Here is a 21,396-nt window from a genome sequence, read left to right as displayed (position 1 = left end):
GTGCCAGCTGCATGGGTTTGGCTGAACCGGTGTTGAAAAAGAATACAGCCATCTTTAATGGAGGTTTTTCATGGAAACACAAACCTATAACTACAAGGTAGTGCGGCAGTTTGCCGTGATGACGGTGGTTTGGGGTGTGGTTGGGATGCTGGTCGGCGTAATTGCTGCGGCGCAGCTCTATTTCCCGCAGCTGAATTTGTCTGAAGTGGGGCCGTGGTTTCACTTCGGCCGTATCCGCCCGCTACACACCAATGCCATTATTTTCGCATTCGGCGGCTGCGGCCTAATCGCCACATCTTATTATGTGGTGCAGCGCACTTGTAATGCCCGTCTTTATGGTGGTTGGTTGCCGGCCTTTACCTTTTGGGGCTGGCAGCTGGTGATTGTACTGGCGGCGGTTACTCTGTTAATGGGCTATACGCAAGGCAAAGAATATGCCGAATTGGCCTGGCCGATCGATATTCTGATTACTCTAGTTTGGGTGGCTTACGCCATTGTGTTTTTCGGCACCATCGCCAAGCGCAAAGTGCAGCATATTTATGTGGCCAACTGGTTCTACGGCGGCTTTATTCTGGCTGTGGCGCTGTTGCATGTAGTCAACAATCTGGCTGTTCCCGCCGGTTTGTTCGACATGACTTCCTATCCTATCTACGGCGGCGCAATCGATGCCATGGTGCAATGGTGGTACGGGCACAACGCCGTGGGTTTCTTCCTTACCGCAGGCTTCCTCGGCATGATGTACTACTTCGTGCCCAAGCAGGCAGGTCGTCCTGTGTACTCCTACCGCCTCTCCGTGGTGCACTTTTGGGCGCTAATTTTCACCTATATGTGGGCAGGCCCTCATCACCTGCACTACACCGCCCTGCCGGATTGGACGCAGTCTTTGGGTATGGTGCTTTCGCTGATTTTGTTCGTACCTTCTTGGGGCGGCATGATCAACGGCATCATGACTCTTTCCGGCGCGTGGGACAAACTGCGCACTGATCCGATTTTGAAATTCCTCGTGGTTTCCCTCTCCTTCTATGGTATGTCTACCTTCGAAGGCCCGATGATGTCGATTAAAACCGTAAATGCCTTGAGCCACTATACCGATTGGACGGTCGGCCATGTGCATGCCGGTGCTTTGGGCTGGGTGGGCTTCGTTACCATGGGCTCGATTTACTACCTGATTCCGCGCCTGTTCGGCCAGAAGGAAATGTACAGCACCAAACTGGTGGAAGCGCATTTCTGGATTGGCACCGTAGGTATTGTGCTGTATATCGCCTCCATGTGGATTGCCGGCGTGATGCAGGGTTTGATGTGGGGTGCGCTGAATGAAGACGGTACGCTTACCAATCCTGATTTCGTTACCACAGTTCGCGAAAGCATGCGTTTTTATCTGATTCGCTTATCCGGCGGCTTGCTGTATCTGTCTGGCATGATACTGATGGCTTATAACGTTTACCGTACCGCAGTGGCGGGTAAACTGGTAGATGCCGTCATTCCCGCGCTCACACAGCATCAACAGCATTAAAGCAACGAAACCACAGAAAAAGAACAGGCTACCAAAATGCAACTGCAAAAACTTGCCGAAGAAAAAGTAGGCTACCTGATTGTTTTTACCTTTCTGCTGATTAGTGTCGGGTTGATTGTCGAGGTGGTGCCGCTGTTTTTCAGCCCGGCCGTAACCCAGCCCATCCCGGGCGTGAAGCCCTACACTGCGCTTCAGGTGGCAGGCCGCGACGTTTATATTCGCGAAGGCTGCTACAACTGCCACTCCCAAATGATTCGCCCCTTCCGTGCTGAAACCGAGCGTTACGGCCATTATTCCGTGGCCGGCGAATCGGTATATGACCACCCGTTTCAGTGGGGTTCCAAACGTACCGGCCCTGATTTGGCGCGCGTAGGCGGCCGCTATTCCGACGAATGGCACCGCCGCCACTTGATGGATCCGCGCTCCGTTCAGCTGGATTCCAATATGCCCGCCTTCCCGTGGTTGGCGCGCAACCGTGTGGACGGCGAAACCGTAGCCAGCCATATGCGTGCCCTGCGCAAAGTAGGTGTGCCCTACAGCGACGAAGAAATCGCCGCTGCTCCGGCACAGGTGGAAGGCAAATCCGAAATGGATGCGGTTATCGCCTATCTGCAAGGCTTGGGTTTGGCACTGAAAAACAACAATATCCAAAAACAACAATAATATCAGGCTGTCTTATGAGCGCGCCCATCATTTGGTCTCAGATTTCGCCCTTCCTCGTTGGCATAGTGTTTTTTGGCATCGTATGGGTTGTATTTAGCCGCAAAGGCAAAGAACACTATCAAGATGAAGGGTGGCGGATTGTGAACGATGATGACAATGTGCCATCAGAAGAGGCCGGCAGCCGAATTGAAACCTCCCGTCAGTCAGACAACGGAGCACAAGAATGAATACATCCCACTTTACCAGCAATTTTTGGAACTACTATATCGCCGGCATCGTCGTACTCAGCTTTATCGGGCTGCTGTGGCTGGTTTTATCGCAAAACAAAGTGAAAATGCCGCCCAAGGGCGAAGATGTGAAAACCACAGGCCACAACTGGGACGGCATCGAGGAATACAACAACCCCCTGCCGCGCTGGTGGTTTTACCTCTATATCCTGATTTGGCTGTTCTGTATCGGCTATCTGTATATCTATCCCGGCTTGGGCGACTACAAAGGTGCAGTAGGTTGGACCAGCACCAACCAATATGAAAAAGAAATGCAAGATGCCAACGCCCAGTTTGCGCCCGTATACGGCAAATTTGCCAATATGCCGGTGGAACAAGTCGCGGCAGACCCGCAGGCTCAGCGTTTCGGCAAAAACCTGTTCGACACCTACTGCATCCAATGCCACGGCTCGGATGCCAAAGGCCAAACCGGCTTCCCCAACCTCACCGACGACGACTGGCTGTGGGGTGGTTCGCCCGAGCAAATCAAGCAAACCATCGCCAAAGGCCGCATCGGCATCATGGCGCCGTGGGGGCCGGCCTTGGGTGAGGAAGGCGTGAAAAATGCCGCCAACTACGTACTCTCCCTCTCCGGTGCGCCGCACGATGAAGAACGTGCCAAACGCGGCGACGCCATCTTCCACGGCCCGCCCACCAACTGCTTCGTCTGCCACGGCGACAAAGGCCAGGGCGTACAGGGCGCAGGCCCGAACCTGACCGACAAAGTCTGGTTGTGGGGCGGCAGCGAAAGGGCCATCGTGGAAACCATCACCAACGGCCGCCACAGCCAAATGCCGGCCTGGGAAGGCTTCCTGGACGACAACAAAATCCATATCCTAACCGCTTACGTGTGGGGCAAATCCCATCCGAACGGCGCAGCCAAACCCGCAGCATCCGCGCCTGCCTCCGCCCCGGCGGCGGCCTCAGCCGCTTCAGCCGCCGCATCACAGCCTACAGGCAAATAGATAGGTAATCGGCCAAAAGGCTACCTGAAAAAGTTTTCAGGTAGCCTTTAGAATTTCAGGTAGCCTTTCCCATACGCCGCGTTTACAATATAGCTGACTTTTCTTTACAGGACGCAAACCATGCTAGATATCCAACTTCTCCGTACCGATGCCACCGCCGTAGCCGCCAAGCTGGCGCAGCGCGGTTTTGTTTTTGACCCTGCCGCCTTCGACGCACTGGAAGCGCAGCGTAAGGCACTGCAAATGCGTACCGAAGAGCTGCAATCACGGCGCAACAGCGTGTCCAAACAAATCGGCGCGCTCAAAGGGCAGGGCAAACATGCCGAAGCCGAAGCCGCCATGGCCGAAGTAGCGCAAATCAAAACGGATTTGGAACAGGCCGATGCCGATTATCAGGCCGTACAGATGCAAATCGATGCCTTGCTGCTCGGCATTCCAAATCTGCCACACGAGAGCGTGCCGGTGGGTAAAGATGAAACCGAAAACGTGGAAGTGCGCCGTGTGGGTACGCCGCGCCAATTCGATTTCGAAATCAAAGACCATGTGGACTTGGGCGAAAAGCTCGGGCTTGATTTTGAAACCGCCGCCGCCTTGTCCGGTGCGCGCTTCAGCCTGATGAAAGGCCAAGCCGCCCGCCTGCACCGCGCCTTGGCGCAATTCATGCTCGACACCCACACCCGCCAGCACGGCTACACCGAGTGCTACACCCCTTATATCGTCAGCGACAGCACCCTCATCGGCACCGGCCAGCTGCCCAAATTCGGTGAAGACCTGTTCCATGTTATCCGTGGCGGCGACGAGAGCAAAACCACGCAATACCTGATTCCCACCGCCGAAGTTACCCTCACCAACACCGTGCGCGAGCGCATCCTGCCGGCCGATACCTTGCCCATCAAGCTCACCGCCCATTCGCCCTGTTTCCGCAGCGAAGCCGGTTCGCACGGCAAAGACACGCGCGGCCTGATTCGCCAGCACCAGTTCGACAAAGTGGAAATGGTACAAATCGTCCACCCCGATACCTCCTATGCCGCGCTGGAAGAAATGGTCGGCCATGCCGAGCGTATTTTGCAACTGCTCGAACTGCCCTACCGCGTCATCACCCTGTGTACCGGCGACATGGGCTTCGGCGCCGCCAAAACCTACGATTTGGAAGTGTGGGTGCCCGCGCAAAACACCTACCGAGAAATCTCCAGCTGCTCCAACTGCGAAGATTTCCAAGCCCGCCGCATGAAAGCCCGCTTCAAGGATGAAAGCGGCAAAAACCGCCTGGTGCACACCCTGAACGGCTCCGGCTTGGCAGTAGGCCGTACTTTGGTGGCGGTGCTGGAAAACCACCAGAATGCCGACGGCAGCATCAGCATTCCCGCCGCTTTGCGGCCCTATTTGGGCGGCGTGGACAAGCTCGTCCCATAAAAGCAAAAAAGGCTACCTGAAAACCGGAACAGGTTTTCAGGTAGCCTTCATTTCATACCAATTAGCTGATTAAATGATAGATTTACACTGCCATTCCAATATTTCAGACGGCGCCCTGCCGCCACGGGAAGTAGTGAAACTGGCGCACGCCAATGGTTGCACCCTGCTCGCGCTCACCGACCACGACCACACCGGCGGTTTGGCCGAAGCGCGGCAGGAAGCGCAATCCTTGGGCATCCGGCTGATAAATGGCGTAGAAGTCTCCGTGAGCTGGCGCAAACGCACCATCCATATCGTCGGCCTCAATTTCGACGACACCGATACCGTACTGCAAAACCTGCTGGCCAGGCTGCGGCGCGGGCGGCTGGAGCGTTTTTTGCGCATGGCGGAAAAGCTTGAGAAGAAAGGCCTTGCCGGTGCCTGCGAGGGCGCGCTCGCGCTGGTGCCCAACCGCGAAATGGCCAGCCGCACCCATCTGGCACAATGGCTGATAGAACAAGGCCATGTGCGCAATAAGCAGCAGGCTTTTAAAAAATATTTGGGCGACGGCAAGCCCGCCTGCGTAAAACACGAATGGGCACCGCTCGAAGAGGCCGTAGCTGCCATTTTGGGCGCGGGCGGCATCGCCGTGGTTGCCCACCCCATCCGCTACGGCCTATCCGCCACCGCGCAGCGGAATTTGTTCACCGAATTCAAAGCACTGGGCGGCCAGGCCATTGAGGTGCACAGCAGCACCACAGATTTGAACGACCGCCTCAACTACGCCCGCCTCGCCGAACAATACGGCTTCCTCGCCAGCGCCGGCAGCGATTTCCACCGCATAGGCGATTTCGGCAGCGGCCGCCTCGGCGCCTGCCCGCCATTGCCCGAACGCTGCCGGCCGGTTTGGCAAGAATTTTGCTTGTAGTACTTCATTCACGCACCGATGCCTGTGCACGGGAAAAGGATATTAAGGAAATGAACCATGATAAAACAGTTTGAAATCAATAACTATGTGAGAAAGCAGCTGCAAGACTACCTCACTGAGAAGAAGCTTACGCTGGGGCAGGCTATGGCCGAAGAAGCCAGCAACAACGAAATTGCCGCCATCGTGCACGCCGGCTTGCCCGGCATGGTGCGCAGGATTTATTCCTTGGGCAAAATGCAAACCTTTTTCTGGGAAAAGCGCGAATTGATCCAAGGTTTTATTGCCGATCGCCTGCAAGGCGGCGACGATAGCAAAAAGGCAAAAAAAGCCAAATAAGGCAAACTGCCGAAAAGCGTCAGGTGGTATTTTTGAGTGTGCAGAAATGCCTGCCTGATATTTGAGAACCTTAGAGGAATGGTGAATATGTTTTTAGTGTTACTAGCCCTGATTTTGGCCGGTGTGGTGGCCTTTTTCTTTTTCCGTAACCGCCGTATCGAACAGGAAATCGAGCGTCAACGCCGCGAAGAAGAAATCGAGCGCATCCTGGAGCGCAAAAAGCAGGAAATCGATCAGCACAGAACGCTGGGCTGATTGCTTGGCGGAATGCGGTTTTGCCATTGGTTAAACTGTAGGAAAGGCTACCTGAAATTTTCAGGTAGCCTTTTGTTATATAGTGAATTAAATCTAAATCAGGACAAGGCGACGAGCCGCAGACAGTACAGATAGTACGGCAAGGCGAGCCAACGCTGTATTGGTTTTTGTTAATTCACTATACCTGAGTCTAACCGCCTTGTATCAGCAGCCAATTCGGGTGGCTATATTTGTTATTCTTCACCTTGGTCTTGCGCTGTTTCAGCTTTGCTTTGCCGTCGTTTGGCGCGAGGGTGGGCGTCGTCGTATACGCGGGCGAGGTGGTCGAAATCTAGCTTGGTGTAGTGCTGGGTAGTGGCAAGTTGGCTGTGGCCGAGCAGCTCTTGCACAGCGCGGATGTCGCGGGCGTTTTGCAGCAGATGGCTGGCGTAGCTGTGGCGCAGCATATGGGGGCTGAGATGTCGGCTGCCATGGTGGGCGGCGAATTGCTGCAGGCGTTTCTGGATTTGGCGCGCGCCGAGGCGGCGGCCGGTGCGGCCGGTAAAGAGGGCGGTTTCGCCGGGCGCGGCGGCGCGGGTTTTCAGGTAGCCTTCGAGGGCGCGGATGCTTTGGGCGGTAAGGGGGAGATGGCGTTGTTTGCGGCCTTTGCCGGTTACGGCCACCCAGCCGCTTTGCAGGTTGAGGTCGGCCAAATCGAGGGCGCAGACTTCGGCTAGGCGCAGGCCGCTGCCGTAGAGCAGTTCGAAGATGGCGAGGTCGCGGCTGTCGAGCGGGTTTTCCGGGGCTTGGTCGAGCAGTTGGTTGAGCGGCTCGGCGGGCACGGCTTTAGGCAGGCGTTCGGGAGCTTTAGGGGCTTTTAGGCCGTGGGTGGGGTCGGCTTTCAGGTAGCCTGTTTGCACCAGCCAGCGGCAAAACTGCCGCCAGGCGCTGAGGCGGCGGGCGATGCTGCGGGGGTGTTGGTTTTGTTGGCCGAGCCGGCGCAGGGCAGCGGTGAATAAGGGGCGGGCAAGTTTGCTTTGCGGCTGAAAATCGGCCAGCCAGGTAAGGTCACGGCGGTAGGCGGCCAGGGTGTGGGGGGAGTGGTTTTGTTGTTGCAGGCTATGCAGCCAGGCTTCGATTTGTGCTGTCCAACCGATGCTCATTGCGCTGCTCCGTGGCGGGCAAAATGGGTGCGGAAGGCGTCGGGGGTGCGTTCGATACGCTGGGTGGCGTAGTTGAAAAACACCATGCCGCATTGCACACGGGCGATTTCGGCCTGGTCGGAGAGGCGGGTGAGTTTGGCGAAAAACGGGAAGCCGGCCTTGCCAATTTCGCCTAAGGCTACCTGAACCAACAGCTCCTCGCCATGAAAGGCTTGGGTGCGATATTGCACGGCAGCATCAGCCATAATCAGGCCAGCGCCAAAGGCGTCGATTTCGGTGCAGCCGTGTGCAGCAAGAAAGCGCAGACGGGCTTCGTGGGCGATACGCAAAACGGCATCGTTGGCGAGGTGGTTGCCATAATTGAGATGACCGACTTCTACCGTGATGCGGGTTGAAAAACAGAAGTGCTCGGGCAGGTTGATTTGGATGCGTTGGGCGGCGGGCATATTGGGAGCCTGCTGATTAAAAACGGGGCTATCTTAGCATTTGTTGCCTGATGATTGAACGTATTGCAACAACATTTCATAAAATTGTTTTGCAAAGGTCTTGACAAAATCTGCTCTAAACCCATATGCGTGGCAAGAAAATAATATGTAAAGGAAAAAATTATGCGATATGACAAATTAACCGCCAAATTCCAACAAGCCCTTGCAGAAGCTCAGAGTTTGGCGTTGGCTGCGGACAGCAGCTATCTGGAAGCAGGCTTCGTGTTGAAAGCCCTGCTTGACGACCAAAACAGCGGAGCCGCCGCGCTCTTGGCTCATGCGGGCGTGAACGTGCCGCAGGTGAAACAGCGTTTGCAGCAGCATTTGAACAGCCTGCCGAAAGTGTCCGGTCAGGGCGGCGATATTCTGCCCAGCCGCGAATTGCAGGCGGTGTTGAACCTGATGGACAAAGCGGCAACCAAACGCGGCGATGCCTATATCGCCAGCGAACTTTTCCTGCTTGCCTTGGTGCAGCAGAACGATGCGACCGGCAAAATCCTGAAAGAAGCCGGCGCGACCGAACAAAACATCAATGCCGCGATTGACGCGGTACGAGGAGGACAAAACGTGAACGATGCCAATGCCGAAGACCAACGCGATGCGCTGAAAAAATACACGCTCGACCTGACCCAGCGCGCCCGCGACGGCAAACTCGACCCTGTTATCGGCCGCGACGACGAAATCCGCCGTGCAATTCAGGTGCTGCAACGCCGCACCAAAAACAACCCTGTGCTGATTGGTGAACCGGGCGTGGGTAAAACCGCCATCGTCGAAGGCTTGGCGCAACGCATCGTCAACGGCGAAGTGCCCGAATCCCTGCGCAACAAACGCCTGCTGGTTTTGGATTTGGCGGCATTGATTGCCGGCGCGAAATACCGCGGCGAATTTGAGGAACGCTTGAAAGGCGTGTTGAACGACTTGGCGAAAGACGACGGCAACACTCTGATTTTCATTGATGAAATCCATACTTTGGTCGGCGCGGGCAAAACCGACGGCGCGATGGATGCGGGTAATATGTTGAAACCGGCTTTGGCGCGCGGCGAACTGCACTGCATCGGCGCGACCACCTTGGACGAATACCGCCAATACATCGAAAAAGACGCGGCACTCGAACGCCGCTTCCAAAAAGTATTGGTCGGCGAACCCAGCGTGGAAGACACCATCGCCATCCTGCGCGGTTTGCAGGAGCGCTATGAAATCCACCACGGCATCGACATTACCGACCCCGCCATCGTTGCCGCCGCAGAGTTGAGCGACCGCTACATCACCGACCGCTTCCTGCCCGACAAAGCGATTGATTTGATTGACGAAGCCGCCAGCCGCATCAAAATGGAGTTGGACAGCAAACCCGAGCAGATGGACAAACTCGACCGCCGCATCATTCAGCTCAAAATGGAAAAAATGCACGTTGCCAAAGAGAGCGATGACGCCAGCAAAAAACGTTTGGAACTGATAGACGAAGAAATCGACGGCCTGCAAAAAGAATACGCCGATTTGGACGAAATCTGGAAAGCCGAAAAAGCCGCGTCTTCCAGCACTGCCGACATCAAGAAACAGATGGACGATATCAAAGTTAAAATCGAGCAGGCCAAACGCCAAGGCGACTTTGCCCGCGCGTCTGAACTCGAATACGGCGAGTTACCGAAATTGGGCGCACAGTTGCAAGCTGCGGAAAGCAATCCTGATGGCAAAAAACAAAACAAACTCTTCCGCACCGAAGTCGGTGCGGACGAAGTGGCCGAAATCGTATCGCGCATGACTGGCATCCCTGTGTCCAAAATGATGGAAGGCGAACGCGATAAGTTGCTGAAAATGGAAGAAGTATTGCACCGCCGCGTGGTCGGTCAAGACGAAGCCGTGCGCGCCGTGTCCGACGCCATCCGCCGCAGCCGCTCCGGTCTTGCCGATCCGAACAAACCTTACGGCAGCTTCCTGTTCCTAGGCCCGACCGGCGTAGGTAAAACCGAGTTGTGCAAAGCCTTGGCAGGCTTCCTGTTCGACAGCGAAGACCACCTCATCCGCATCGACATGTCCGAATACATGGAAAAACATGCCGTTGCCCGCTTAATCGGCGCGCCTCCGGGCTATGTCGGCTACGAAGAGGGCGGCTACCTGACCGAACAAGTCCGCCGCAAACCGTACAGCGTGATTCTTTTGGACGAAGTGGAAAAAGCCCATCCCGACGTGTTCAACATCCTGTTGCAAGTATTGGATGACGGTCGCCTGACCGACGGACAAGGCCGCACCGTGGACTTCAAAAACACCGTCATCGTCATGACTTCCAACATCGGCAGCCAGCACATCCAACAAATGGGTACGCAGGATTACGATGCTGTGAAAGAAGCTGTGATGGAAGAAGTCAAAGCCTACTTCCGCCCAGAAATGATCAACCGTATCGACGAAGTGGTCGTGTTCCACGGACTGGATCAGGAGAATATCCGCAACATCGCCAAAATCCAGCTCAAAGGCTTGGAAAAACGTTTGGAAGCGCAGCACCTGCACCTGAAAGTGGACGATGCCGCCTTGGATTTGATTGCCAAAGCCGGTTTCGACCCCGTGTACGGCGCACGTCCGCTCAAACGCGCCATCCAGTCGGAAATCGAAAACCCGCTGGCCATGGCGTTGCTCGAAGGCAAATATGCGCCCGAAAGCACGATTCATGTGAAAGAAGAAGGCGGCAAGTTGGTTTTTGCCTGATTTGAGGGCTTGAATAGTTGAAACGGAAAGGCTACCTGAAAATGATTAAACCGATGTTTTCAGGTAGCCTTCTTTGCACATTGCAGCAAATAGGCGATACGGAAACTATAGTGAATTAAATTTAAACCAGTACAGCGTTGTCTCGCCTTGCCGTACTATTTGTACTGTCTGCGGCTCACCGCCTTGTCCTGATTTAAATTTAATCCACTATATAAACTATAGTGAATTAACAAAACCAGTACAGCGTTGCCTCGCCTTGCCGTACTATTTGTACTGTCTGCGGCTCGTCGCCTTGTCCTGATTTTTGTTAATTCACTATAAACCCCACGCAAAAAGGAAGTGCTATGAATTTCAATAATCTGCTCAACCAAGTATTGGGTGCCGTGCAGCAAAGCGGCAACAAAGTGATGTCTGATAACAATCCGCTCAACTCATTCGGTGGCGGGGCGTTAATCGGCGGGCTAGCTGCGATGCTGCTGAAAAAAGGCGGCACGAAATCATTGCTGAAGGCCGGCTCGGCCGCTGCTTTGGGGATGATGGCCTATCAGGCCTACCAAAATTGGCAGGGAGGCCGGCAAAACAGCACGAGCACGGTGGCCGCTTTGCCCGAAGCGGCTTTTGCCGCGCAGGGGCAGTTGGCTGAAGAGCGCAGCCGCGTGATCTTGCGCACCATGATTGCCGCCGCCGCTTCAGACGGCTTGATTGATGAAACGGAAAAGCAGCTGATTGCCCAAGAGGGCGGCTCTGATGCCGAAGTGCGGCAGTGGTTGGCCAACGAATATGCCCATCCGGCTTCTATTAACGAGCTGGCCGAGGCGGTGGGTGGCGATCAGGCGCTGGCTGCCGAAGCCTATTTAGCTGCCCGCGCGGTTTGCGGCGGTTTAGTGCGCGGTGAGATTGCCTTCTTATCCCGGCTGTCGCAGGCTTTGGGGCTGGATGACGGCTTGGTGGAGCAGTTGGAACGGCAGTTGGCGTTGGCGCAATAAAACGCCAGCCGTTTGGCGTAAGCAAAAGGCTACCTGAACATTTTCAGGTAGCCTTTCATTCGTTCTGGACAAAGCATCACACCGTAGGCGGGGTTTCTTTGGCGGGTTCGGCGGCTTCATCTGCCGGGGTTGGAGTAGCCGACTCGGCGGCCTGGGCAGGTTCGGTGGTGTCGGCAAGATTGAACACGGTGGCGTCGGCAGCGGCGTCGGCTTCGTCTAAGTCGTTTTGCAGGGGTACGGGCGCGTCGTGCGGCACGAGTTGTACGCGTTGCTCGGCGTTGTCGGCATGGGTTTCAGGGGCTTGCTCGGCCAGGTAGGAGAGGGTAACGCTTTGGCCGCTGCGCTGTTCGAGCTGGCTGCGGTAGGCTTCGGGCGTCATCAACTCTTCAGCACCACGGCTCAGCTGGGCGAATACGTTTTGGTAGCTGCGGGTGAGTTCGTCCACCGCTTCGGCGGTGTCGATGAAGTGGTGGTTTACGGCTTCGCGGTAGTCTTGCAGGGCTTTTTTAGCTTCTTCCAGCTCGGCTTGCTGCTTACTGTTGCCACGTTTGAACAGCAGGGTGATGAGCATACCGATGAGGAAGCCGCCGAGGCCGGTGAGGATAAATTGGGTAATGAGGGGCAGGTTGTTCATGGGATTTTCCTTTGTGGTGGACGGGCGGTATTGCTATTGTATAGCAATTTAGGCGGTTTGTTGCCTTGTGTAAAGGCTACCTGAAAATTTTGCTGCGTTAATGCAGCACTCGCTGCGGATTATCTGCGCTGTGGCCGGTTTCTTCTTCGGGCAGGCCTTGGTAGATATCGAATTCGATGCGGGCGCCCACGGCGTGGCAGAAGCTGATTACCCGGGGCGAAAAGCCGATGGCCGGGGTGGAGTCGCGCTCGTCGGTGCTCACGGTGAGCACAACCATCAAGTAGGCTTCGAGCCGGTGGGCTTTGGCTAACTCGGCAATTTTGTCTTGCACCGGCAGCAAGGGGGTGATGAGTTCGTCGGCGATTTCGTCCAATCGGAACACGTCGCCGCCGCGTAGCACGGGTGTGCCGTATTGCCAGCTTGAATGGCCTAATATCCTGCCGCCCATGCCTATGCTGTTGCCCTCATACACCGCGCGGGTGGGGGCAAGATTGAGGGCGGCGCTGATGGCATCGGGGTCGAAACCGTGGCCGGTGAGGGCGAAGTAGAGATAGCATTCGTTGAGGTTGGGCGTATCCATCAGCTTATTTTCATTGGATTAAATAGACGGCGAGGCGGATAAGGAGCAGGCTCATCAGCGCGGCGATGATGTCGTCCAACATCACACCGAAGCCGCCGCCCACTTGGCGGTCGAACCAGCGGATGGGCGGCGGTTTTACCGCATCGAAGAAGCGGAAGGCGGCGAAGGCAGCCAGCCACCACGGCCAAGAATTCGGGGTGAAGGCGAGCACCAGTAGCATGGCCACGATTTCGTCCCACACGATGCCGCCGTAGTCGTGCACACCGAGGGCGGCTTCGGTTTGGTTGCAAATCCAGATGCCGACGGCAAACAAGGGCAGGCACAGCAGGGCGAGCAGCCAGCCGTCGATACCCAGCGCCATCAGCGCGGCGGCGATGGGCAGGGCGGGCAGGGTGCCGAAAGTGCCGGGAGCAACCGGGGCGAGGCCGCTGCCGAAGCCGAAGCCGAGGAAACAGGCAGGGCGGCGCAGTAGCCAGGCGAAAGTGGGGCGGAAGGCGGGTTTCTGTTTAGCCAAAGTGGTCGAATCCTAAATGGGAAAGATGCAGTTCGCTGCCGTTGGTACGCAGTAGTTTCAGGTGGCCTGTGTCGTTGATGCAACCGATGCGGGTGACGGGCGTGCGGCTGCTTTCGGCCGCAGCGAGCACGGCTTGGCGCGCTTGCGGCGGGGCGGTGAACAATAATTCGTAGTCGTCTCCGCCGGTGAGGGTGAGCTCGTATACGGTTTGCCCGGGCAGGCATTGGCGCAGGCCGGGCGCGGTGGGCACCAGGTCGGCGTATAGCTCCGCGCCCACGTTGGAAGCGCGCAGGATGTGGCCGAGGTCTTGGGCCAGGCCGTCGGAAATATCCTGCGCCGCCGTGGCAACGGGCAGCAGGGCTTGGCCGAGGGGGACGCGCGGAGTGGGGCGCAGGCGGGCGGTTTCGCATTCGGCAAACAGGTTTTCAGGTAGCTTGATGTTCTGCCAGATATGGTGCAGGGCAGCGGCGGCCAGGCCGATTTGGCCGGACACCCAAATATCGTCGCCATTTTGCGCGCCGCTGCGGCGCAGGCCAAGGCCGGCAGGCAGTTCGCCGGTGATGGCTACATTGAAAACGAGATCGCCTTTGGTGGTGTCGCCGCCGATGAGGGTGATGCCGTATCGGCGCAGCATGTCGAACAGGCTACCTGAAAATGCTTCCAGCCAGCCGGGATTGAGCTCGGGCAGGGCGGCACTGAGCATCACCCAGCGTGGCCGCGCGCCCATGGCGGCCATATCGGAAATGTTTACGGCCAGGATTTTGTGCGCGAGGTCGGCAGGGGCAACATCGGGGAAGAAGTGGCGGCCGGCCAACAGCATATCGCTGCTGAAGCATAAATCGTGGCCGGGGCGCGGGCGGACGATGGCGGCATCGTCGCCGATGCCAAGCAGGAGATCGGGGTCGGCCGGCTGTTCGGCAGCGAGGTAGCGGCGGATGAAGTCGAATTCGCCGAGGGGCTTTGCGGTGGAGTGGGGCATGGCGGGGTGTTTGGTTGTAGGGTGGAGGCTACCTGAAAGCGTCGGCTTCAATGAAGTTAAAGCGATTGAAGCGAGTTGCTGTGAAGCTAGAATTTTCAGGTAGCCTTGGGTTTACGTTTTTGTGTTGCTGAAGTCGCGTTTTAGCTTCGCAGAAACTCAGTCTTGGCTGCACTAAGACATCACTTTAGCTTCGTAGAAACTCAGCTTCCTTCGGAAACTTCGTTTTAACTTCATTGAAGCAGACGCTTTCAGGTAGCTTTTAATCGCGCACGTAGATGGTTTCTACGTCGTAATCGTCGTCATCCCAATCGTCTTCGTCATCGAGCTCGGCGGGGGGCAAGGTGTGGCTGAGGGCGGAATCCATGCCGCACTCCCAGCGCAATACGGAGAGTAGGTGGTGGATATCTTCCGGCAGCGGGGCTTCGAATTGTACGGTTTCGCCGCTTTCGGGGTGGACGAAGCTGAGCCGGTAGGCGTGCAGGGCTTGGCGGGCAAGCTGGTGTACGGCTTCTTTCACCGCATCGGAGCAGGGGTGGCGCGGGTTGCCATACACGGGGTCGGCGGCAAGCGGGTGTTTGGCTTCGCGCATGTGCACGCGGATTTGGTGGGTGCGGCCGGTTTCGAGGGCGCATTCGATGTAGCTGTGGCTTTGGTAGCGTTCGAGCACTTTGATGTGGGTCACGGCTTTTTTGCCGCCAAAGCCGACCACGGCCATTTTGAGGCGATTGTGCGGGTCGCGGCCGATGAGGGTGTCGATTTTGCCGTCGAACGGCACGATGCCGTCGGCCACGGCACGGTAGATGCGCTTCACGCTGCGCTCTTGCAGCTGCTGCACGAGGCTGTTTTGTGCGGCCGGGGTTTTGGCCACCACCATCAGGCCGCTGGTGTCTTTGTCGAGGCGGTGCACGATGCCGGCGCGGGGGAGTTCGGCCAGTGCCGGGCAGTGGGCGAGTAGGCCGTTGAGCAGGGTGCCGCTCCAGTTGCCGGCGGCAGGGTGGACGACGAGGCCGGCGGGTTTGTTCAACACAATCACGCTGTCGTCTTCAAATACAATATCCAGCGGTATGGGCTCGGGCGTGAAGGCGGCGGTTTCGTGGCTGTGCTGGATGTGCACTTCCAAGGTTTCGCCGCCGATAAGCCGCTCTTTGGGGCGGGCAACCTGGCTGTTGAGCAACACGTTGCCGTCTTTAATCCAAGTGCTCAGGCGGCTGCGGGAATAATCGGGCAGCAGTTTGGCCAGTGCGGCATCGAGTCTTTGGCCGGCCAAATCGGTGGGCACGGTTAAATTTATACAATTTTCCGCGTCTGCCCCTGCCGAAAAGTCGAAATCATCGTTATAATCGGCGTCATTGTTGGTATAGGAAGAAATGTTCTGCATGAAAAAGATTCTTTTAGTTACCGGCCTGGCAGTGATGCTGTCGGCCTGCTCCAGCACTTCAACCACCGCTGTGAGCCAAGATGCCCAGGTTACGCAGGATTGGTCGGTAGATAAGCTGTATGCCGAAGCGCACGAGGAAATGGAGAGCCGCAATTATAGCCGTTCGGTGCGTTTATATGAAATTCTGCGGGCGCGTTTCCCCAACACCCGCCAAGCGGTGCAATCGCGGCTGGATACGGCTTATGTGTATTATAAAGACGAGCAGCAGCCGCAGGCGCTGGCGCATGTGGAGCAGTTTTTGAAGCTGTATCCCAACCATCCGAACACCGATTATGCGCTGTATCTGAAGGGCTTGATTGTGCTCAATCAAGATAAATCCATCTTCAATAAGCTGGCTTCGCAGGATTGGTCCGACCGCGACCCGAAAGCAAACCGCGAAGCCTATCAGGTGTTTAACGAGCTCATCACCCGCTTCCCCGATAGCAAATACGCCAACGACGCACGCGAGAAAATGACGCGCCTGGTGGATGCGCTGGGCGGCAACGAAATGGCCATCGCCCGCTACTACATGCAGCGCGGCGCCTACTTGGCCGCCGCCAACCGCGCGCAGGGGATTGTGAGCCGTTATCAGAATACGCGCTATGTGGAAGAGGCGCTGGCGATTATGATGACCGCCTACGCCCGTTTGGAAAAACCGGAGTTGAGCAGCGACACCCGCCGCGTGCTAGCGCAGAACTTCCCGCAAAGCCCTTATCTGCAGAAAGAATGGCAGCCAAACGATATTCCGTGGTGGCGCTATTGGAAGTAGTATAGAACTTGGAGGCTACCTGAAAGCGGTTTTTCAGGTAGCCTTTATCAGCCGGAACGTCTTACTTCAAAATTAAGGATATGAACATGAAAAAATTATCCCCCCTCTTCTCTGCCTGCCTGCTGGGCTTCTGCGCCGTAGCCAGCGCCACCACCTACGAGTGCACCGACCGCCAAGGCCGCCGCACCTACACCGCCACCCCCGGCCCCAACTGCCACGCCGCTAACCTCGGCCGCGTAACCACCTATCCTGCTCCCGTGAGCACTGCGCCCAGCTATCCGAGCTACAACAGCCCCGCTACGCCAGAGCCTGCCACCCCCGCTGCCCAACCTGCCGTTAACGAAAGCCAGCGCCAGGCTGCCAACGAACGCCTGCGCCAGGCCGAACGCAATCTGGAAGAAGGCCGCAAAGTGCGCTACGGCAACGAGCGCAACTACGCCCGTTATCTGGAGCGCATCGGCAAGCTGGAAGAGGAAGTGAACAAAGCCCGGCAGGAAGTGAACAGCCTGAATAAATAAATCCGGTTGTGCTTTAATTTCTTGCAGTCATGTTTTCAGGTAGCCTTTGGTGTGACACAGGCTACCTGAAAAACGCATCAACCCAAATTCCCGTTTGACATCCCACCCGATTTAATTTCGTTGCCGCTTACGCTTTCAGGTAGCCCTTATGCCCGCCATCCCCACGCACTACCGCAACCTGCGCGTGTCCGAAACCGCTTCGGATAAGGAGATACGCGAGGCCTACCTCCGCCTGTCGAAACGCTATCATCCCGATTTCAATCCCGACAACCCCGAAGCCCTGCGCATCATGCAGATGGTAAACAAGGCCTACGCCGTGTTGTCCGACCCCGAACAGCGCAAACGGCACGATGCCTGGATTGCCGCCCAGCGCCAAGCCAAAGCCACCAACCCCTTGCTGCAGCAGGCCGCCGCACGGCAGCAAGCCAAGCTGATGCCTTGGGGAGAGAAGCTGAAAGCACAGTGGCAGCGGCTGCGTGCCAACAAAGCATTTTGGCTGGTGTTCGGCACCGGCCTGTTGCTCGGGCTGCTGGTGTTGCAGCTTTGGTGGTGGCTGGATAAAACCCCGGCTGCGCCGCAAGAGACACCTTCCGCCGTGAGGCAGCTGGCCGCCCAGGGCAGCGCCTACCAACGCCCGGCCAAAGCCCCCAACGGCAACATCTGGCCGTATTTTTCTGATTATATCGCCGGCTACCCCGTGGCCGCGCAAAACGGCATGTCTATCGCCAGCATCGCCAACCACGGCGCCGACCGCATGGTGGAGCTGCAAATGCAGCAAGACGGCAGCTGGCAAAACATTCGCACTTTCTACATGCCCGAGAAGGGATTCTTCACCCTCTACGAACTCGGCGCCGGCCAATACCGCCTGCTCTATCTCGATTTAGACAGCGGCCGCCACACCCAAACCGATGTTTGGCAAATAGAAAAACAAAATGATGCTCCGGTATACCCCGATGCCAGCATCACCCTCCCGCCCACACAGCAAGGATAATCATGAGTGCCTCTCCTGCCGCCAAATACACAGAAGAAACCGTACTTTGGGTAAAGCGCCACACACCCAAGCTGATGAGTTTCGCCATCAGCCGCCCCGAAGAATACCGTTTTGCCGCCGGCCAATTTTCCCGCCTCGGCTTCCCCGAAGGCAGCGGCTTCATCTGGCGCGCCTATTCCGTGGTTTCCGCCGAATACGACGACACCCTCGAATACTTCGCCGTGCTCATCGAAGGCGGCCCCATGTCGGCCCGGTTCGAACAGATGGAAGCCGGCAGCACCATCCTGCTCGACAAAACCGCCACCGGCTTCCTGCTGCCCGAACGCTTCCCCGACGGCAGCGACCTCATCATGCTCAGCACCGGCTCCGGCATCGCCCCCTTCCTTTCCATTTTGCAGCAGCCGCAGATTTGGCAGCGTTTCGACCATCTCGCCCTGGCGCATTCCGTTTCCCATGCCAACGAAGCCGTGTTCAACCAGCGTATCCGCGATTTGGCCGAACACCCATTAGTGGGCGAGTATTACGGCAAACTGCGCTTCGTTCCCGTGCTCACCCGCGAGCAGCAGCCCGGCAGCCTCAACCAACGCTTGCCACAGCTGTTGGAAAACGGCAGCCTCAGCCAGGCCTTCGGCCTGCCGTTCAGCACCGGGCGCAGCCGCTTCATGCTGTGCGGCAACCCCGCCATGGTGAAAGACACCTTCCAAGCCCTGCTCAAGCTCGGCTTTGCCATGCACCGCAACCGCATCCCCGGCCACATCATGATGGAAAACGGGTTTTAAGACGTGTCGGCTTCCGCCGCCATCGGCAGCGGTGTGCCGATGGCGGTATTGGAAAAGGCTACCTGAAAACCCAAACCGGGGTTTCAGGTAGCCTTTAATTTGTACTTATAGCGAATTATAGTGAATTAAAATAAGAATGCTACAGCGTTGGCTCGCCTTGCCGTGTTGCTCATACTGTCTGCGGCTCGCCGCCTTGTCCTGATTTTTGTTAATCCACTATATTTCAAACGGCTAGTCCACTTCCCGCTCGTGCGGCAGGCGGCCGGCCCAATCACAGGCGAACTGGTAGGCAGTACGGCCGGAGCGGCTGCCGCGCATTTGCGACCATTGGAGGGCGGCGCGGCGGGCGGTGTCGTCCAGCGGCAGGCCGGCATCGGCCAGCCAGCTTTCGGCGGCGGCGAGGTAGTCTTCTTGGCTGAAGGGGTAGAAGCTGAGCCAAAGGCCGAAGCGGTCGGAAAGGGAGACTTTTTCTTCCACGGCTTCCTGCGGGTGTACTTCGCCGCGCTCGCCGGTGCGGGCGAGGTTGTCGGCCATGTGCTCGGGCATGAGGTGGCGGCGGTTGGAGGTGGCGTACACCAACACATTGTCGGCGCGGCGGGAGAGGCCGCCGTCCAGCGCGGTTTTGAGGGCTTTGTAGCTGTCTTCGCCATCTTCAAAGGAGAGGTCGTCGCAGAAAACAATGAATTTTTCGCTGCGCGGGGCGAGCAATTCGAGCAGGGCGGGCAGGCCGGCAAGGTCGTGTTTGTCTACTTCAATCAGGCGCAGGCCGCGCTCGGCGTATTCGTGCAGCAGGGCTTTGATGAGCGAGGATTTGCCCGTGCCGCGCGCGCCGGTGAGCAGGGCGTTGTTGGCGGGGCGGCCGGCAAGGAATTGCTCGGTGTTGCGCACCAGGCGCTGGGTTTGCGGGCTAACGGCACACAGGCGGGCGAGGGGGAAGGTATGCGGGCGGGGCAGGGCGGTGAGCAGGCCGCCGTTGCCGTGTTTCTGCCAGCGGAAAGCGATGGCCTGCCAATCGGGTTCGCACGGCTCGGGCGGCAGGAGTTGGTCGAGGCGGCGCAGTACGGAGGCGGCTTGCGTGAGGAAGGATTTGAGTTTCATGATAGGGTTGGGTGGCTGGTTATCAAAGGGAGGAAGGCTACCTGAAAATGTCGGCACAGCACAAGGGGCAGGGCGGCGATAGCCGATTGCTATGGCAATGGAAATTGTCATTTGCCCGCTCTGGCAGTATCATTGCCCATTTTTCAGGAAAGCCGCCATGAGCACCGCATTGATTCAAGACTACCTGCGCACCCAAGGCCTGAAGCTGCCGCCCGAAGCCGTGCAGATAGCCATGCTCACCGCCGGCAGCGTGATGGCGGCGGGCAGGGCGGAGATAGAACCGGAAATCCTGTGGTATCGCGGGGCAGACGGCACATTGGAGCAGCATCTGCCGCGCAACGAAGCGCACCACGCCCGGCTGCGCCAAATCTTTATGGCGCTCGATTCCGCCTACACCGCCAGCCCCTGCCGCAGCGCCGCCGTGTATCTGCTGCACACGCCGGATCGCCTGCTGCACCTGGTGGCGCAAGGCGAGCCGTTGGAAAAGCTGCTCGCCGTAGAGCAAGACTTGGAAGCCGCGCACACCGCCCACCTGGCCGCGCGCAGCGCACAAACCGGCTGGCTGAACCAAATAGACGACGTTGCCCAATGGCTGCAAAACGGCGACCTCGCCGGCAGCCGCCACCGCCCCGGCAGCCAGCTGGCCGTGCCGGTATACGCCGAAAACGGCCGCGTGCTCGGCGTGGTGTATCTCGAGCATGGCCACCCCGCCGCCTTCGACGAAGCCGCCCAAAGCATCTGGGTCGGCCTGGCCCTCGCCCTGGCCGACCCGCTCGCTGATTTGTTGCAGCCGGAAGAAGCTGCCGAATAAAGGCTACCTGAAAGTTCAAAACAACCATTCCACACACACCAAACAAGCATCATGACCCCGCTAAAATTCATCGCCTCCTGCCGCCTGCCCACCGAATACGGCGTCTTCACCATGCACGGCTTCGAAGAGCCGAGCGGCCAAGAACACATCGCCCTGAGCATGGGCGACATCACTAACGGCGAGCCCGTACTCTCCCGTATCCACTCCGAATGCCTCACCGGCGACGCCCTGTTTTCGCAAAAATGCGACTGCGGCCCCCAGCTGCAAGCCGCCATGCAGGCCGTGCAGCGCGAAGGGCGCGGCGTGATTGTGTATCTGCGCCAAGAAGGACGCGGCATCGGCCTCATTAATAAAATCCGCGCCTACGCGCTGCAAGATCAAGGCCTCGATACCGTAGAAGCCAACCTCGCGCTCGGCCTGCCCGTAGACGCCCGCGATTTCAGCCTGGCCCAAGCCGTCTACCAACACCTCGGCGTCCGCTCCATCCGCCTGCTAACCAACAATCCAGAGAAAGTCAGCAAGATGGCGCAAAGCGGCATTCAAATCAGCGAACGCGTGCCGCTTTTGGTGGGGCAAAATAGCGAGAACACAGGCTACCTGAAAACCAAAGCCGCCAAACTCGGCCATTTGATTGATAACTGACTTTTCAGGTAGCCTCCTGCCCCAAGGCTACCTGAA

General features: G+C 57.5%; 23 protein-coding genes and 1 pseudogene. 16 read left to right on the top strand and 8 right to left on the bottom strand.

All coding sequences use genetic code 11. The annotated features are described in order from the left end of the window. Nucleotides 1–70: 70 nt before the first annotated feature. The 8 genes and pseudogenes from ccoN (at nt 71) to A7Q00_RS13795 (ending at nt 6,318) form a co-directional block, all read left to right on the top strand. Nucleotides 71–1,513, top strand: coding sequence for a cytochrome-c oxidase, cbb3-type subunit I (ccoN, locus tag A7Q00_RS11850; protein WP_064090739.1), 1,443 nt, complete (start codon nt 71–73; stop codon nt 1,511–1,513). A 36-nt stretch (nt 1,514–1,549) separates the two neighbouring features. Continuing rightward, entirely contained in the window at nt 1,550–2,176 is a 627-nt protein-coding gene (gene ccoO / locus A7Q00_RS11845) for a cytochrome-c oxidase, cbb3-type subunit II (protein WP_064090738.1), read from the top strand. A gap of 14 nt (nt 2,177–2,190) precedes the next feature. Continuing rightward, on the top strand, nt 2,191–2,403 hold the full coding sequence (locus A7Q00_RS11840; RefSeq protein WP_064090737.1) for a hypothetical protein: 213 nt from the start codon (nt 2,191–2,193) through the stop codon (nt 2,401–2,403). Further along, a pseudogene (gene ccoP, locus A7Q00_RS11835) lies at nt 2,400–3,395 on the top strand (cytochrome-c oxidase, cbb3-type subunit III); the annotation flags it as partial. The gene A7Q00_RS11840 and the pseudogene ccoP, both read left to right, overlap by 4 nt. Nucleotides 3,396–3,527: 132 nt before the next feature. Next, nucleotides 3,528–4,820, top strand: coding sequence for a serine--tRNA ligase (gene serS / locus A7Q00_RS11830; protein ID WP_064090735.1), 1,293 nt, complete (start codon nt 3,528–3,530; stop codon nt 4,818–4,820). Between the two features lie 73 nt (nt 4,821–4,893). Further along, nucleotides 4,894–5,727: a PHP domain-containing protein gene (locus A7Q00_RS11825; protein WP_064090734.1), complete on the top strand. Its 834-nt coding sequence runs from the start codon at nt 4,894–4,896 to the stop codon at nt 5,725–5,727. 57 nt (nt 5,728–5,784) lie between these two features. Beyond that, complete coding sequence (locus A7Q00_RS11820) at nt 5,785–6,063, top strand: hypothetical protein (RefSeq protein WP_064090733.1); 279 nt, start codon at nt 5,785–5,787, stop codon at nt 6,061–6,063. Nucleotides 6,064–6,150: 87 nt separating this feature from the next. Then, the gene (locus A7Q00_RS13795; RefSeq protein WP_156503824.1) at nt 6,151–6,318 is read left to right on the top strand and encodes a hypothetical protein; all 168 of its coding nucleotides are present in this window, start codon (nt 6,151–6,153) and stop codon (nt 6,316–6,318) included. Nucleotides 6,319–6,551: 233 nt separating this feature from the next. Here A7Q00_RS13795 and A7Q00_RS11815 read toward each other — a convergent pair whose 3' ends face one another. Continuing rightward, nucleotides 6,552–7,460 (bottom strand): tyrosine-type recombinase/integrase, encoded by a 909-nt coding sequence (locus A7Q00_RS11815; RefSeq protein ID WP_064090732.1) that lies wholly within the window; start codon nt 7,458–7,460, stop codon nt 6,552–6,554. Then, complete coding sequence (locus A7Q00_RS11810; RefSeq protein ID WP_064090731.1) at nt 7,457–7,906, bottom strand: acyl-CoA thioesterase; 450 nt, start codon at nt 7,904–7,906, stop codon at nt 7,457–7,459. Before A7Q00_RS11810 ends, A7Q00_RS11815 begins: the two co-directional genes overlap by 4 nt. A gap of 162 nt (nt 7,907–8,068) precedes the next feature. Here A7Q00_RS11810 and clpB point away from each other — a divergent pair, with 162 nt between their 5' ends. Then, on the top strand, nt 8,069–10,642 hold the full coding sequence (clpB, locus tag A7Q00_RS11805; RefSeq protein WP_064090730.1) for an ATP-dependent chaperone ClpB: 2,574 nt from the start codon (nt 8,069–8,071) through the stop codon (nt 10,640–10,642). Between the two features lie 344 nt (nt 10,643–10,986). Next, nucleotides 10,987–11,628, top strand: coding sequence for a tellurite resistance TerB family protein (locus A7Q00_RS11800; RefSeq protein WP_064090729.1), 642 nt, complete (start codon nt 10,987–10,989; stop codon nt 11,626–11,628). Nucleotides 11,629–11,704: 76 nt separating this feature from the next. Here the strand turns inward: A7Q00_RS11800 and A7Q00_RS11795 are convergent, their stop codons facing one another. The 5 genes from A7Q00_RS11795 to rluD all read right to left on the bottom strand — a co-directional run bounded on the left by A7Q00_RS11795 (nt 11,705) and on the right by rluD (nt 15,713). Then, the gene (locus tag A7Q00_RS11795; RefSeq protein WP_064090728.1) at nt 11,705–12,262 is read right to left on the bottom strand and encodes a Z-ring associated ZapG family protein; all 558 of its coding nucleotides are present in this window, start codon (nt 12,260–12,262) and stop codon (nt 11,705–11,707) included. 97 nt (nt 12,263–12,359) lie between these two features. After that, nucleotides 12,360–12,842 (bottom strand): DUF4279 domain-containing protein, encoded by a 483-nt coding sequence (locus A7Q00_RS11790; RefSeq protein ID WP_064090727.1) that lies wholly within the window; start codon nt 12,840–12,842, stop codon nt 12,360–12,362. Between the two features lie 10 nt (nt 12,843–12,852). Continuing rightward, nucleotides 12,853–13,356: a phosphatidylglycerophosphatase A family protein gene (locus A7Q00_RS11785; RefSeq protein WP_064090726.1), complete on the bottom strand. Its 504-nt coding sequence runs from the start codon at nt 13,354–13,356 to the stop codon at nt 12,853–12,855. Next, nucleotides 13,349–14,335 (bottom strand): thiamine-phosphate kinase, encoded by a 987-nt coding sequence (gene thiL / locus A7Q00_RS11780; protein WP_064090725.1) that lies wholly within the window; start codon nt 14,333–14,335, stop codon nt 13,349–13,351. Before thiL ends, A7Q00_RS11785 begins: the two co-directional genes overlap by 8 nt. A 259-nt stretch (nt 14,336–14,594) precedes the next feature. After that, nucleotides 14,595–15,713, bottom strand: coding sequence for a 23S rRNA pseudouridine(1911/1915/1917) synthase RluD (rluD, locus tag A7Q00_RS11775; protein WP_064090724.1), 1,119 nt, complete (start codon nt 15,711–15,713; stop codon nt 14,595–14,597). Here rluD and A7Q00_RS11770 point away from each other — a divergent pair. The 4 genes from A7Q00_RS11770 to A7Q00_RS11755 all read left to right on the top strand — a co-directional run bounded on the left by A7Q00_RS11770 (nt 15,712) and on the right by A7Q00_RS11755 (nt 18,809). Next, the gene (locus tag A7Q00_RS11770; RefSeq protein ID WP_064090723.1) at nt 15,712–16,521 is read left to right on the top strand and encodes an outer membrane protein assembly factor BamD; all 810 of its coding nucleotides are present in this window, start codon (nt 15,712–15,714) and stop codon (nt 16,519–16,521) included. The two genes, rluD and A7Q00_RS11770, sit on opposite strands and share 2 nt — an antisense overlap. Nucleotides 16,522–16,607: 86 nt before the next feature. Then, complete coding sequence (locus A7Q00_RS11765) at nt 16,608–17,039, top strand: DUF4124 domain-containing protein (protein ID WP_082887854.1); 432 nt, start codon at nt 16,608–16,610, stop codon at nt 17,037–17,039. A 148-nt stretch (nt 17,040–17,187) separates the two neighbouring features. Next, a complete protein-coding gene (locus A7Q00_RS11760) occupies nt 17,188–18,030 on the top strand; it encodes a J domain-containing protein (protein WP_064090721.1) in 843 nt (280 codons plus the stop codon). 2 nt (nt 18,031–18,032) lie between these two features. Beyond that, the gene (locus A7Q00_RS11755) at nt 18,033–18,809 is read left to right on the top strand and encodes a ferredoxin--NADP reductase (RefSeq protein ID WP_064090720.1); all 777 of its coding nucleotides are present in this window, start codon (nt 18,033–18,035) and stop codon (nt 18,807–18,809) included. A 231-nt stretch (nt 18,810–19,040) separates the two neighbouring features. Here A7Q00_RS11755 and A7Q00_RS11750 read toward each other — a convergent pair whose 3' ends face one another. Further along, a complete protein-coding gene (locus A7Q00_RS11750) occupies nt 19,041–19,907 on the bottom strand; it encodes an ATP-binding protein (protein ID WP_064090719.1) in 867 nt (288 codons plus the stop codon). A 157-nt stretch (nt 19,908–20,064) separates the two neighbouring features. On the opposite strand from A7Q00_RS11750, the gene A7Q00_RS11745 reads away from it, so the two are divergent. Both A7Q00_RS11745 and ribA read left to right on the top strand, forming a co-directional pair. Then, nucleotides 20,065–20,718, top strand: coding sequence for a GAF domain-containing protein (locus A7Q00_RS11745; protein ID WP_064090718.1), 654 nt, complete (start codon nt 20,065–20,067; stop codon nt 20,716–20,718). A 51-nt stretch (nt 20,719–20,769) separates the two neighbouring features. Then, nucleotides 20,770–21,360: a GTP cyclohydrolase II gene (gene ribA, locus A7Q00_RS11740; RefSeq protein WP_064090717.1), complete on the top strand. Its 591-nt coding sequence runs from the start codon at nt 20,770–20,772 to the stop codon at nt 21,358–21,360. The last annotated feature ends 36 nt before the right edge of the window (nt 21,361–21,396 follow it).

Source organism: Eikenella halliae, from assembly GCF_001648475.1.
Classification (GTDB): domain Bacteria; phylum Pseudomonadota; class Gammaproteobacteria; order Burkholderiales; family Neisseriaceae; genus Eikenella; species Eikenella halliae.
The sequence above is the reverse complement of the archived record's forward strand: the minus strand, read 5'-3'. Positions and strand labels throughout refer to the sequence as shown.